Consider the following 13990-nt stretch of genomic DNA (forward strand, 5'->3'; position numbering starts at 1 on the left):
AGTGAGTTGGATTGAATATCTTTTCCAGGTGTATTATAGTCAGTAGGGTAGGAAGCCACTCGACACATGAGATTTTCTGATTTCTTATGTGAGTGGCACCAAAAGTTTTAAGGATTTTTTCGAAAGGAGAAGATTATATCATGGCTATTCTTCGCATATGCACCTATCCAGACCCGGTGCTTCGAGAGAAAGCGCAACCTATAAATCAGATAGATCGAGCTATAAGAAAGCTTGCTGATGATATGGCAGAAACGATGTATGCTGCCCCCGGCATTGGACTTGCCGCCAACCAAGTGGGCATTCCCAGAAGGCTTATTGTGCTAGACTTGCAGGAGAGAGATGGGCATAGTGGGCTCATTGTGCTGGTCAATCCTGAAATTGTGCAGGCGTCCGGATCTATCAGACATGAAGAAGGATGCCTCAGTGTGCCGGGGTTTTATGCTAAAGTAACTCGCTTCGGGCGAGTTCTGGTTCGAGGACTTAATCTGGATGGGAAAACGGTTGAAATAGACGCTCAAGGGTTACTTGCAGTGGCTCTCCAACACGAAATAGATCACCTTGATGGACGCCTTTTCGTAGATCATCTTGGTCCTGTGGGAAGAGAACTTTTTAAGAGAAAGTGGAAAAAACGTCAGGAATCTGAACATGCAGTTTCATAAGCATCCTTCAGTTGTTTTCTTTGGCACTCCGGAATTTGCTCTCCCGACTCTTGAATCTCTAGTTGAGGCGGGATGTTATATTCCTCTCGTGGTCACCGCTCCCGATCGCCCTAAAGGAAGAGGGCTGCGCCTTACCCCACCACCAGTTAAAACTCTTGCCCTTTCTCTTGGTCTCAGAGTCTTTCAACCAGAAAAGCTAAAAAACTCGGAAACGATTAGCGCTATTCTCGACTGTAAGCCTGATGTTTTGGTAGTCGTAGCTTACGGAAAACTTATTCCACCGGAACTTTTTCAAGCTGTGCCGTTTGGAGCGTTGAATGTTCATCCTTCGCTTCTACCGAAATATCGAGGTCCTGCGCCTATTCAGCGAGCTGTTCTCGCCGGTGAAAACATAACGGGTGTTACCATTATGCTTATAGATGAAGGACTCGATTCAGGGCCTATTTTGGCGTCCAGGTCTATCCCTGTTAAGCCTTTCGAAACCGCAGGAGAATTATCAGAAAGACTTGCCTGCGAGGGAGCAAGCCTTCTCGTGGAAACTCTTGATAAATGGCTAGGAAAAGAGATAACCCCACAACCTCAGAATCACGATGAAGCTACCTTTGCTCCCGCTATCCAAAAAGAGGAAACCAAAATTTATTGGGAGCAGCCTGGGCAAAATATTGTCAATGTTTGCAGGGCCTTCGATCCTACACCTGGAGCATATACAATCTTCAAAGGAAGGCGGATTAAATGTTTTAGTGCAAAGATAGCTTCGATGAAGTTTCCAAAGGCAGTGCCAGGAGAAGTGGTAGGTTTTAACGAAGAAGGGCTTCTTGTCTGCACGGGCGATGGTGATATAGTGGTGATGGGGGAGTTACAGATTGAGGGGAAAAAACGCCTTCCTGCTAAGGAATTTGTAAAAGGTGTGCCTGATATTGTCGGTTCTAAACTGGGTGAATAATCGTGGAAGAAATAAAAAAGGCAATTTCTCAAAATAACGCCACGACGTCTGATAAGAGACTGTTTCTTTTGCTTGTTTTCTTTACGGCTTTTCTGATTCTATCCATCTTGGGCTTTTCCTACTTTGTGCCAAGCGTTGGTCTGTCGGCTCTTCCCGACCTAGTTCGCTGGGCTTTTTTAGGAATAATCGTTGCCGCTGGTTGCTTTTTTGTTGTGATTTTCGGTTTTCTCATAGCGGTTATTGTTCTTGGAAGAGATGTTTCGATTCCATACGCAAAAAAACTCCGGTCGATTGCTATCAAGTATTTTCTCCCCATTTTTATCGTGGTGGGACGTTTATTGGGGATTCCAAAAGAAAGAATCCAGCATGCCTTTGTGACTATAAACAACGAACTTGTGCTTTCAGCTTGCCGTAATGGTCGCGTGCCCGAGCGAATTTTGCTTCTGATGCCCCATTGCCTTCAGTATAGCGAATGCTCGGTGAAAGTAACCTATCGAGCTGAGAATTGCAAAAGATGTGGTAAGTGTCCAATAAAACGTCTTCTTGAACTTGCCGAAGAGTATGGAGCGACTCTTTCGGTAGCAACAGGTGGAACTATTGCCCGCAGAGTGGTTAAAGAAACTAAGCCAGATCTTATTATCGCTGTTGCCTGCGAGCGAGATCTTACAAGCGGCATTCAGGATACGGTGCCTCTACCTGTGTATGGTATATTCAATAGACGACCTCATGGTCCCTGTTTTAACACTCAGGTGGATTTGGAAGCTGTTGATGCGGTGCTTAAGGAAATTCGAAGCATTAAAAGTAAAAGTCATCAATTAGAATCAAAAATTAGCCCTCTTATTTATCAAAGCAAAAAATTGGATAATTTCGCTGAAGGTCTTCCTTCTTCCAACCCTTTGCTTACCGAGAATATGGATAAGGAAAATCAGGAAAGTTCCGAGGCAAAATGACGGCTCGAATGGCAGCCTATCAGATCCTTCTTCAGCTAGAGAAGCGCAGAGTTCATCCTGACGAACTTCTTCGCACAACTCTTTCCCGTTACGGACATTTGACCCAGACTGACAAAGCACTTGCAACGGAACTTCTTTATGGAACTATACGCTGGCAGGGAAGGTTGGACTGGTATATCAAGCAGCTAAGCCGGGTGTCGATGGAAAAAATGGAGTCTTCTGTAAAGATTCTACTTAGGCTGGGGCTTTACCAGTTGTTTTTTTTGGATAGAATTCCTTCCTATGCCGCGGTTAACGAAACCGTAAAGATAGCGAGAGCTACTCACCCACGACACCTTGTATCTTTCGTGAACGCAATTTTAAGAAAAGCCTCAGAGCGGTCTCCTGATGACTGGGAATTACCGGATGTTGGCATAGAGCCAGTTAAATATCTTGCTGTGATGACCTCTCACCCTGAATGGGTTATAGAAAAACTTTTGAAAACGATGAATTACGATGAAGTGGCGGCTTTTTGTGAAGCTAACAATAGAGTAGCTCCACTGGTCATCAGAGTTCAGCCCGGCAAAGGAATGAGCCGAGATGAAGTTATAAGTTGGTTTAAGGAAAACTGTCCCGATGTGACAGAGGTCTCACCAGCACGATATGCTCCTCTTGGTGTGATTGTGAGAGGCTTAAGAAGCGACATATCTGAAACGGAGCTTTACAAGGCCGGCATTGTCAATGTGCAGGACGAGGCGTCTCAACTTATTGCTTATCTGGTGAACCCAAAGCCAGGCGAACGGGTGCTCGACCTCTGCTGTGGCTTTGGAGTTAAATCAGCTCAACTTGCTTCCCTTATGGGAAATGATGGAGAAATTATCGCTGTGGATGTCTCAGCCTGGAAGCTCGAAGCTCTCGAAAAAAACATGGTAAGGCTTGGTATCTCCATTGTAAAACCGCTTGCCGGAGATATTCTGGAACTTAATCCTGAAAAAATTGGACTTTTCGATCGAGTCCTTATAGATGCTCCTTGCACAGGCTGGGGTACTGTGAGACGAAATCCTGATATTAAATGGAAGACTCACCCCAGAGATCCCTGGCGAATGGGAAAGTTACAGAAGGAGTTGCTCATTAAAGCAGCACAGTTTGTTCGACCTGGTGGCACTCTAACATATTCGACCTGTTCTATTTTCCCGGACGAAAACGACCAGGTTGCCGCAAGCTTTGAAGAAGCTTTTCCATGGGAAGAAATCCCGGCACATAAGCTTCTGGAAAAAGCCTCTGTTAAGGATGCGGATGTTCTTACGGATGGGAAATTTTTAAGAACACTACCCCATATTCACGAAATAGACGGTTTTTTTGGTGTAACGTGGCTTAGACCTGATTAATTACGGCGGGAGATGAAAACCAATGCGATCGCTTAGACATGTTATTGCTCCATCTATTCTGTCTGCTGATTTTGCAAGACTTGGAGAAGAAGTTGCCCTTCTTGAGGCGGCTGGAGCGGACTGGATCCATATAGACGTAATGGATGGCATTTTTGTTCCAAACATTACCATTGGACCCGACGTGGTAAAAGCTATCAGACCTTATTCTAAACTTCCTTTTGACGTTCATTTGATGATAGAGTCACCGGAACGGTATGTTAAGGCTTTTGCAGACGCAGGAGCAAGTTTGATTACAGTTCACGTTGAAGCAACCAGACATCTTCATCGAGTTATTCAGCAGATTAGGACTGCGGGAGCTAGGCCCGGAGTTTCAATCAATCCTGGCACCCCGGTTTGTGCGCTCGATGGTATTCTTGAGGAAGTGGACATGGTGCTGGTGATGTCTGTAAATCCTGGCTTTGGTGGACAGGCTTTCATTCCATCGGTTATTCCTAAGATTAAGGCTCTGAGAGATCGCCTCATATCCCTTGGTCGTCCTGTTTTGATAGAGGTTGATGGCGGAATTAATGCTGACAATATTGATAAGTTGGCTGCAGCGGGGGTGGATATTTTTGTGGCGGGAACGGCTGTGTTTTCTGGCGGTAAATACCGAGAAAATATCGAGCTTCTCAGGAAAAAAGCCCGCGCAGCCGTGGAATCCTGATGTTGCGAAATGAATATATGTTTGTTGATGATGATTATACCAGGAAAATGGATGGTTGACTTTGGTTTTGTGTTGGCTATGCTTAACCATGAGTGAGTAATTTTCATAGCGGTTTTTGTGTTAGATAACCTGACAATCTGGAGTAATAATCAATGGAAGCTGGAAAGCATAATGCGAACCAACTGGTAACAGAGGAAGAAGAACGAGCTATTGCAGAAAAACTACCGGCTATTTTTAGAGAATTTTCTCAAGAAAGAACCAATCTTCTTCCTATCCTTCAACGCATCCAGGAAACCTTTAAGTTTCTTTCGCCTGGGGCGATGCGAGCCGTAGCTAATTACATCGGCATTTCCACAAGCGAAGTTTATGGTGTGGCTACTTTTTACAATCAGTTCAGGTTTCATCCGCCGGGAAGGCATGAGATTAAAGTCTGCATGGGCACTGCTTGTCATGTCAAGGGAGGAGATATTATTCTGGAAAACTTTGAGCGAAAGCTCGGTATCAAGGAGGGGGAAACAACGCCAGATCGGGAATATAGCATTGAAAGAGTTGCCTGTGTTGGGTGTTGTGCTTTGGCTCCCGTCGCTGTAGTTGATGACAAAGTGATAGGTTACATGCAGCCGAGCAAGGTTGAAGGGCTGTTTTTGCAGTTTGAAATTCAGCGAAAGATTCGTGAAGGTCAAATCAAGGCAGAAGCCTCCTAAAGAGGAAACTACCTAGGCAAGAAGGAGTTCCAAAGTGGGGGAAGGTAGAAAGGACATTGAAGATCGTTATAAAGCACTGAAAAATAAGGTTCAGGAAGAACTTGAAAAAGAGAAAGGAGACGGAATCCCCACAATTCGAGTAACTATGTCCACCTGTGCAAGAGCCGCTGGAGCAGAGGAAACTCAAAAAGTCATAGAAGATACCGTAGCTTCTCTCGATGTTACCGCTAGAGTAATCCCTGTGGGATGCCTTGGTCACTGCTATGCTGAACCACTCATCATAGTGGAACATCCTCAAACAGGATTTCCACCTATATGCTATCACAGTGTTAATGCCGGTAAAGCTCGTCTTATCGTTCAATCCTACATCAAAGACGCTGATCCAGCCTTTGAATATGTAATGGGCGCGATGGAAGATAACGAACTGATTCCACCCGTTACCACCTTTCCAAGGTTTGGATTTGAAGAGCGAATTGTGATGGCTCACTGTGGACGTATTAATCCGTGGGACATAAGGGAATATATTGCTCTTGGAGGTTACAGCGCTTTAGTCAAGGCTTTAACTCTGGAACCAGAAGTTATTATTGATGAAGTAGAGCGATCTGGTCTTAGAGGACGAGGTGGCGCGGGGTTTCCAGCAGGTCGTAAATGGCGCCTTGGAAGAACTCAAAAGGCTGACCGGAAAGTGGTAATTTGCAACGCCGACGAAGGCGATCCGGGAGCTTATATGGATCGCACTATTATTGAGAGCAATCCTCATCAGCTTCTTGAAGGGATCGCCATTTGTGCTTATGCCGTAGGAGCCGATACCGCAATTATTTATGTAAGAGCTGAATATCCTCTGGCGGTTAAAACAATAGGACATGCAATAAAGGAAGCAGAAACTTACGGGTTTCTTGGGAACAATATACTGGGAAGTGATTTTTCACTTAGCGTAAGGATCTTTCAAGGATCCGGAGCGTTTGTTTGCGGGGAAGAGACGGCTCTTATCCAATCCATAGAGGGAAGGCGTGGAATGCCCCAGCATCGTCCACCCTACCCGGTTGAACGGGGGGTTTGGGGACGTCCCACCATCGTAAACAACGTTAAAACTCTTTCATACGTTCCTTCCATTATAAACCAAGGTGCTGATTGGTTCAGATCCATTGGCACTGAAAAAAGCCCGGGAACAGCGATCTTTTCCATTGTTGGAAACGTAAAACATCCGGGTCTTGTTGAAATTGCCATGGGAACGACTCTAAGAACGCTTATTTTCGATATCTGTGGAGGTATTGCTAATAAGAAAGCTTTCAAAGCGGTTCAGATAGGAGGACCATCCGGAGGATGCCTCTCTGATGCTTTTCTCGATACCCCTATAGATTTCGATTCCCTTACTCAAGCGGGCGCTATGATGGGGTCGGGTGGTATGGTGGTAATGGATGAAGACAGTTGTATGGTTGATGTGGCTAGATATTTCCTCGATTTTACCCAAAAAGAGTCCTGTGGGAAATGCACCTTCTGTCGTATAGGCACAAAGCATCTTCTTGATATACTTGACAGAATCACAAAAGGTGAAGGTCAAGAAGAAGACCTGACCATTCTTGAGAACCTTGCTCGAGACATCAAACAGGGTTCTTTGTGTGGTCTTGGTAAAACGGCTCCTAATCCTGTAATTACTTCTCTTCGATATTTCTTCGATGAATATGTGGCCCATGTAAGGGAAAAGCGCTGCCCTGCTTTGAAATGTCGATCTCTCACCGCCTATTACATAGATTTGGATAAGTGCGCTCGAGGTTGTGAAGCCTGCGTTGGATCCTGCCCTGTAGAAGCGATCTTTACCACCAAAGGAAGAAAGAAAGCCATCGACCAGAGTAAATGTGTCAAATGTGGCGAATGCATGACGGCATGCCCGAAAGAGTATGATGCAGTGCGAAAAGTTTCGCCGCCGAGTCTAGCGCCCATTATTGAGCGTCCACATGAAGAAAAGGTCAAAGAAGGAGCATAGGGGTCATGGTAAAGATTACGGTAGATGATAGGGAACTGGAAGTCGAAGAACACCTCACCGTTTTAGAAGCTTGTATTCAAAACGGAATATTTATCCCTAATCTATGTTTTCTTAAAACTCGCCATCACCCTCACGCTTCCTGCAGGCTTTGTTTTGTGAGCATCGAAGGCTATGATAGGCCTGTTACATCATGCACAGAAAGAGTTCGAGATGGAATGGTTGTAAAAACCAATACCCCTGAAGTGCGAGCCTTACAAAAATCTGCTTTTAAACTCCTTATGTCTCTCCATCCCTGCCATCCTAAGATCTGTCCTACCGAGAAACCCTGTCTTCTTATGCGAATTGCTAAACATATAGGTGTGGGATTAAATCCCAAGCCCTTAGAACATATCGATAGAGGTTTGCCAGACCTTGTTGATTTTGGACCGCTTTATTATGTGCCAAACCGCTGTGTGCTATGCGCAAAGTGCATTCATACCTGTAGAACCATTAACCAGATGCCTCTTCTAACTTTTGCCAAACGTGGTATTATGACTATGGTTGCCTATTTTGACGGTGAGCAGAACACCAGCATCTGTGCAAATTGTAATGCCTGTGTGGATGTTTGCCCAGTGGCTGCCTTGCTTCCTAAAAGTGCTTTTACATCATCGGTGGAAAGCAGGAAGGCTTAGCGATCATGAATAAGAGACCAAGCTGGCACGAATATTTCATGCTAATTGCTAAAATTGTCAGCACTAGATCAACCTGTAATTCCAGGCGAGTTGGAGCTGTGATTGTTAAAGAGAATCATATCTTGGCAACTGGTTATAACGGTGCTATGCCGGGAGCCCCTCAATGCATAGACGAACCTGATCTGAATGGGGAACCCTTTTGCTATAGACGAGTTCTTAAAGTTCCTGATATAGACAAATACAACTTCTGCCGGGCTTCCCATGCTGAAGCCAACGCCATTGCTCAAGCAGCTCGCTATGGCATTTCCGTAGAAGGTGCTACTCTTTACACTACTCTTGCTCCATGCTACGTCTGTCTTAAACTTATTGCCATGGCGCGTGTTAAGAGAATTTATTACGAACATCCCTATGAATCATCTTCGCCTGAGCGTGATGCATTCTGGCGGCAAGCTGTAAAGGAAGCAGGTATTGAAATCTTTGAGCAGCTTACAATCTCGCAGGAAACTTATGACTACATCCTGTCCGATATAAAAGAGCTTACATCCAGGCGAAGACTAGCTCCTACCCCTATGAGTCTTGATTTTGATCTGGACGACAATATTTATAGCCATGGGCAATAGAGAGAATATTTACTTATTGCATGAAGTTGTTAATGATGGAAAAGCTTAGATTTGAACCTATTTACTGTGCCGATAAGCTTAGAATTGTGAATCCCTACGGGACAGTAGGGATCATCACTTTGTGGTCTGGTGTTGATTATATAGAACGACTCCTTAAGAAGGCGGGAATAAATCTCGATTCGAATACATCCCCTATCGCTGTCATCGGAACCCTTTACGGCAACGGTCTTAGAGATCTTCTCAGGAATTTGCTTTACAATCCCCAAATAGATTCTCTTGTTCTTTTTGGTCGTAACCGATCGGGGTCTGCTGAGGATCTCATCGCTTTTTTTGAAAATGGTGTTGAGCCAATTGCAAATAGCCTGCGCTTGCCGTCATGCTCCTTTGAAGGGGCAGAACCGGTGGTTATTAAAGGAAGGAATCGTATAATTGATAACCTTGTGACGCCAGAAATGTTTCATAGAAAACCCGAGATTTTCTTTGCCGGGGAACCCCAGAGTAGAGGTGCTCTTGAAAAAATCCGCAGTTTTTTTCAAAACTACCGGCCTAACGGTCTGCCAACATATAGCGAGAGAATAGCGGTTCCACTTCCTGATTTTTCCGTAAGCCATTATCCCAGCAATCCTAGAACCCACACAATCTGGGCTGATGATCCACTTACAGCATGGAAAGATCTTATACACTGCCTGTTCTTTTTCGGAAATCCTGTTGAACTGCGTAAAGGCAAGCGTAGGGAGCTTCAGAATGTTAAGGTTGTTGTTGAACATCCAGAACCAGTGCCAGATTCTGATCTTGTTTGTTACGGTTTTGACCCGGTCTATGTGCGTCAATACGAGGATGAGTTTCTGTCAGGAAAGCTTTTGGAAGATACGTCTTATACCTATGGTCACAGGATGCGAAGTTATTTTGGAAAAGATCAAATTGAAGATGTTATAGCTCGACTCAGAAATGATCCGGAAGATCGCCGAAGTTATATTGTGCTTTGGGATCCTCGACGAGACCTTGTGCGAGTGGAGATGGAATCTATCACTTCTGAAGAAAGCGCTCCTTGTCTTGTATCCGTTTTTTTCAGACGCTACGGTGGCAAATTAACTCTGACGGCAACCTTCCGGACTCACAACGCCCTCGATGCCTGGCTAGTAAATTTTCACGGGCTCATGGCTCTTCAACGTTATGTGTCTTCGTCTGTAGGGATGCCGCCTGGAGCTATAACGGTTATCAGCCATTCTATAAGCATTGATGATGGAGAACTGGACAGAGCGGCACGGATTGCGTCAGAAAAAGAATTCCGCTACCGCCTCGATCCCATGGGATATTTCAGGATTTCTATAGATGGGGATGCTATCCTTGTGGAATATTGTCATGAGGACGTAGTGCTCAAAACTTATCGTTCCGATAAAGCGGCACGACTTCAACATGAAATTGCACGTGATGGAATTGTATCGGAAATAAGTCACGCAATATATTTAGGCAGACAACTTGAACGAGCAGAGCGGTGCCTTAAAGAAGGAAAGGAATTTATTCAGGATTGAGACTGTTATAGACGTTTCCTGATTTGCCCAGCTCATAATGCGTGAGCGGGTTTTAACCCCACCCATCCAGAGGAACAATGAGAAGAGTGATATTTTTTGATATTGGTCACACGCTGGCAACCGGAGGGGAAATGTCCCCACGGCGCTTAGTTGGCTATCGGCTTGGTCTCTCAGAAAGGGATATGCAGTATCTTGGGAAGTTTATTATGACCACACCAATAAAAACTAAAGAAGAGTTTTTTGTAGCTGTTGAGCCTTTCTTAAAACACGTTGGTTCTTCAACTTTGCGGAAAATCGTTGATGAAGTCTGGGAAGAGCAGAAAGCCTGCGTAGAACTTATGCCGGGTGTAGAAGATGTAATCCAGACTCTAGCTAGCAGAGGTTACGAACTGGGGATAATTTCCAATATATGGCATCCTTTCTACGAAGGAGTAAGAGAAAAGGGTGCTCATGTATGGCATTGTTTTCGGTATGAAGTTTTGAGTTATAGAGAAGGTGTTAAAAAACCGAGTCCAGAAATTTATCGTTTAGCTATGGCTAAAGTTCAGGCAGACGAATACTGGATGATTGGCGACACATACGAGATGGATATAATGCCTGCAAAGTCCGAAGGTTTCAAAACAGTATGGTTTCTTATAAGACCGGAGAGGGAACGTGAAGTATTAGCTAAGATTCTTAGAGGAGAACTCGTCCGCCCAGATTTTGCCGTGGCAGATCTTAGAGAACTTGTTAGAAGCGGTGGTGTGTTTTAGATCCAGAATAATTTAGCATCTTAGGGGAGATAAAACATGGGAGTTGTGTTGCTTGTCCTGGCATTATGGGTGTTAATACCCGCTTTAACTTACGTGTTTTACTGGTATGAAGTCTCCACACCTTCCTGTGCTCACGAAGGAGCAAAAAGCGAGAAAGAAATTCTGGAACGGTTACTTGACCACAAGTTAAAGAGAAGTGTTTTGCTGAGCTTATTCTCGTCTATTTTGGTTCTGCCTGTAATTCTTGTTACTTACCCTTTTGGTTTGGTGAAAAAGTGGTGGAGTGCTAAGGCGACACCGTCAAAGGGAACAATTGTATTCATTCACGGACTTTTCCATAATCCAAGTGCAGCTCTTTTGCTTAAGAGAGCTTTTGCTAAACGAGGATTTTCCTTCATTTCGCTCCAACATCATTGCTGGGAAGGCTCCATTTGGGATGTGTTTAATAGGCTGGATAAAGAACTGGAAGATATTCTGGGAGAAGCTTCACAGCAAGAACCTGTAATTGTGATTGGACATAGTCTGGGTGGACTTTTAGCTGGTCTATTAGGTCGTAGTCTCAGCGAAAAAGGCTACATGGTCAAAGGAGTTATTTCTCTGGGAACACCATTTTACGGAAGTCGGCTTGCTTCGTTGAGTTGCGGTCGGCTCGCTCGCTCTGTGAGATTTGGCAACGAAGAACTTGCTGATGTAAGGATGCGCCTTGATTCTCCTCCCTTTAAGGCAATTCAATTCTGGAGCCCTACCGACAATATGGTTCTTCCCCTATCTTCTCTTTACCAGATACCCAAAGGATGGGATCGTATTACTCTGCCCCCTGTTTGCCACACCTTTGTTCTATTCTGGCCTGGTGTGATCAATCGGGTAGTTAAGACCGTCGAAGAATTGGTTTAATTTTTAATAAGGGGCGGATTGAAGTCCGCCCCCAACAGGAACATAATTTTCCTTCCTTTCTTGCTTTTTTGAAATTTGCCTTCCTCGGTGATGGTTTTTCTCTAAAAAATTTTTCGAAAGGGGTCTTGACGATTTTCAAAGTCTTTTTATTTTTATTAGCGCTCAATCAATGAGAGTGCTAATAAAAATAAACTTGGTTTAGAAGGAGGGAGAAAGCTTATGAAGCTGAGACCTTTGCATGATCGAGTCATCGTCCAGCGCATAGAAGAAGAAAACAAAACACCTGGTGGAATCATTATCCCCGATACTGCAAAGGAAAAGCCTCAGCAAGGTAAGGTCATTGCTGTTGGTAAAGGAAAAGTTCTGGAAAACGGTAAAGAAATCCCCCTTACTGTTAAAGAAGGTGATAGGGTTCTCTTCTCTAAATATGCTGGGACAGAAGTGAAAATTGAAGGTCAGGAATATTTGATTATGAGGGAAGACGATATATTGGCAATTGTTGAAGGTTAAGCCAGTAAAGAAGGGAGGAGGTGTCGAGTATGCCGGCCAAAATGATTCAGTATAGTGCTGCTGCTCGAGAAAAGATTCTTCGAGGAGTAGACATTCTTGCCGATGCAGTAAAAGTTACTCTTGGTCCCAAAGGTCGTAACGTTCTTATCGAAAAAACCTTCGGTTCCCCTCTCGTCACCAAAGACGGTGTAACCGTCGCCAAAGAGATCGAACTTGAAGATAAATTCGAAAATATGGGCGCTCAAATGGTCAAAGAAGTTGCCAGCAAGACAAGCGATGTTGCTGGCGACGGAACCACCACAGCTACTATTCTTGCCCAGTCTATTTTCAGGGAAGGTTCAAAGCTTGTCGCTGCTGGACATAACCCCATGGCTCTTAAGCGAGGGATAGACAAGGCTGTTGCTAAGGTTGTTGAAGCTCTCAAGGCTCAGAGCAAGGAAATCAAAGATCAGAAAGAAATCGCTCAGGTCGGAACCATTTCCGCTAATAACGATCCCGAAATCGGCAACATTATTGCCGAAGCTATGAGCAAAGTTGGAAAGGAAGGGGTCATCACGGTCGAAGAAGCCAAGAGCATGGAAACTACTCTCGAAGTAGTGGAAGGAATGCAGTTTGACCGCGGTTATGTCTCGCCCTATTTCATTACCGACCCCGAAAAGATGGAAGTAGTTCTCGAGGATGCTTACGTCCTTTGCCATGAAAAGAAGATCAGCAGCATGAAGGATCTCCTTCCACTGCTTGAACAGATAGCTCGCATGAACAAACCTCTGCTCATCATTGCCGAAGATGTAGAAGGTGAAGCTCTGGCTACCCTTGTGGTTAACAAACTCCGCGGGACACTGAAAGTCTGTGCTGTTAAGGCTCCCGGTTTTGGCGAACGTCGTAAAGCTATGCTCCAGGACATTGCAATTCTTACCGGTGGTCAGGTGGTATCCGAAGATCTCGGCGTGAAGCTTGAAAATGTAACCGTTAATGACCTTGGAACTGCTAAGAGGATAATCGTTGACAAGGATTACACCACGATCGTTGATGGTGGTGGATCCAAAGATCAGATTCAAGCTCGAGTCAAACAGATTCGCACTCAGATTGAAGAAACCACCAGCGACTATGACCGTGAAAAACTTCAGGAGCGACTTGCTAAACTGGTTGGCGGTGTTGCTGTGATTCGAGTTGGTGCGGCAACAGAAACCGAGCTTAAAGAAAAGAAGGCTCGCGTTGAGGACGCCCTTAACGCAACTCGAGCTGCCGTTGAAGAAGGTATTGTGCCTGGCGGTGGTGTAGCTCTGCTCCGTTGCCAGAAAGCCCTCGAAGAACTCCAGCTTGATGGCGAAGAAAGATTCGGTAAAGAGATCATTTACAAGGCTCTCGAAGTTCCTCTCAGATGCATTGCTGATAACGCTGGTTACGAAGGCTCTGTTGTGGTTGAAAAAGTCAAGGCTGGAAATGGTGGCTTCGGCTTCAACGCTCAGACCGAAACTTATGAGGATCTTATCGAAGCCGGAGTTATTGACCCAACCAAGGTTGTTCGGTTTGCTCTGCAGAACGCCGCAAGCGTTGCATCGCTACTTCTCACCACAGAAGCTCTTGTAGCGGAAAAACCTGAGGAAAAGAAGCAAACCACCCCAGCTATGCCGCCTGAATACTAAGAAAAAAACAAAGGTGCGGTAATATAAGAATATCCCGCACCTTTTTAAGAAGAAA

General features: G+C 44.8%; 14 protein-coding genes. All 14 read left to right on the plus strand.

Translation table 11 applies throughout. From position 1 onward, the window contains the following. The first annotated feature begins 140 nt into the window (after window positions 1–140). The 14 genes from def (at window position 141) to groL (ending at window position 13935) form a co-directional block, all read left to right on the plus strand. Window positions 141–659: a peptide deformylase gene (gene def / locus WHS38_07110; GenBank protein ID MEJ5300740.1), complete on the plus strand. Its 519-nt coding sequence runs from the start codon at window positions 141–143 to the stop codon at window positions 657–659. After that, window positions 646–1602: a methionyl-tRNA formyltransferase gene (gene fmt, locus WHS38_07115; GenBank protein MEJ5300741.1), complete on the plus strand. Its 957-nt coding sequence runs from the start codon at window positions 646–648 to the stop codon at window positions 1600–1602. Before def ends, fmt begins: the two co-directional genes overlap by 14 nt. 2 nt (window positions 1603–1604) lie before the next feature. After that, window positions 1605–2552, plus strand: coding sequence for a DUF116 domain-containing protein (locus WHS38_07120; GenBank protein ID MEJ5300742.1), 948 nt, complete (start codon window positions 1605–1607; stop codon window positions 2550–2552). Further along, window positions 2549–3919 (plus strand): 16S rRNA (cytosine(967)-C(5))-methyltransferase RsmB, encoded by a 1371-nt coding sequence (rsmB, locus tag WHS38_07125; protein ID MEJ5300743.1) that lies wholly within the window; start codon window positions 2549–2551, stop codon window positions 3917–3919. The genes WHS38_07120 and rsmB overlap by 4 nt, the downstream gene beginning before the upstream one ends. A gap of 22 nt (window positions 3920–3941) precedes the next feature. Beyond that, window positions 3942–4622 (plus strand): ribulose-phosphate 3-epimerase, encoded by a 681-nt coding sequence (gene rpe, locus WHS38_07130; GenBank protein MEJ5300744.1) that lies wholly within the window; start codon window positions 3942–3944, stop codon window positions 4620–4622. A 152-nt stretch (window positions 4623–4774) separates the two neighbouring features. Then, a complete protein-coding gene (gene nuoE, locus WHS38_07135; GenBank protein MEJ5300745.1) occupies window positions 4775–5326 on the plus strand; it encodes an NADH-quinone oxidoreductase subunit NuoE in 552 nt (183 codons plus the stop codon). 34 nt (window positions 5327–5360) lie between these two features. Next, window positions 5361–7310 (plus strand): NADH-quinone oxidoreductase subunit NuoF, encoded by a 1950-nt coding sequence (locus tag WHS38_07140; protein MEJ5300746.1) that lies wholly within the window; start codon window positions 5361–5363, stop codon window positions 7308–7310. Window positions 7311–7315: 5 nt separating this feature from the next. Next, on the plus strand, window positions 7316–7981 hold the full coding sequence (locus WHS38_07145; GenBank protein MEJ5300747.1) for a 2Fe-2S iron-sulfur cluster-binding protein: 666 nt from the start codon (window positions 7316–7318) through the stop codon (window positions 7979–7981). Window positions 7982–7986: 5 nt separating this feature from the next. Next, window positions 7987–8601: a deaminase gene (locus WHS38_07150; protein ID MEJ5300748.1), complete on the plus strand. Its 615-nt coding sequence runs from the start codon at window positions 7987–7989 to the stop codon at window positions 8599–8601. Window positions 8602–8633: 32 nt separating this feature from the next. After that, window positions 8634–10133, plus strand: coding sequence for a thymidylate synthase (locus tag WHS38_07155; GenBank protein ID MEJ5300749.1), 1500 nt, complete (start codon window positions 8634–8636; stop codon window positions 10131–10133). A 77-nt stretch (window positions 10134–10210) separates the two neighbouring features. Then, the gene (locus WHS38_07160; GenBank protein MEJ5300750.1) at window positions 10211–10885 is read left to right on the plus strand and encodes an HAD family hydrolase; all 675 of its coding nucleotides are present in this window, start codon (window positions 10211–10213) and stop codon (window positions 10883–10885) included. Between the two features lie 36 nt (window positions 10886–10921). Beyond that, window positions 10922–11779, plus strand: a complete 858-nt coding sequence (locus WHS38_07165; protein MEJ5300751.1) for an alpha/beta fold hydrolase — start codon at window positions 10922–10924, stop codon at window positions 11777–11779. A gap of 219 nt (window positions 11780–11998) precedes the next feature. After that, on the plus strand, window positions 11999–12289 hold the full coding sequence (gene groES / locus WHS38_07170) for a co-chaperone GroES (GenBank protein ID MEJ5300752.1): 291 nt from the start codon (window positions 11999–12001) through the stop codon (window positions 12287–12289). Between the two features lie 29 nt (window positions 12290–12318). Further along, window positions 12319–13935 carry a chaperonin GroEL gene (gene groL, locus WHS38_07175; protein ID MEJ5300753.1) on the plus strand — a complete coding sequence of 539 codons (1617 nt, stop codon included), beginning with the start codon at window positions 12319–12321 and terminating at the stop codon, window positions 13933–13935. Window positions 13936–13990: the final 55 nt, after the last annotated feature.

Source organism: Thermodesulforhabdaceae bacterium (genome assembly GCA_037482015.1).
Classification (GTDB): Bacteria; Desulfobacterota; Syntrophobacteria; order Syntrophobacterales; family Thermodesulforhabdaceae; genus JAOACS01.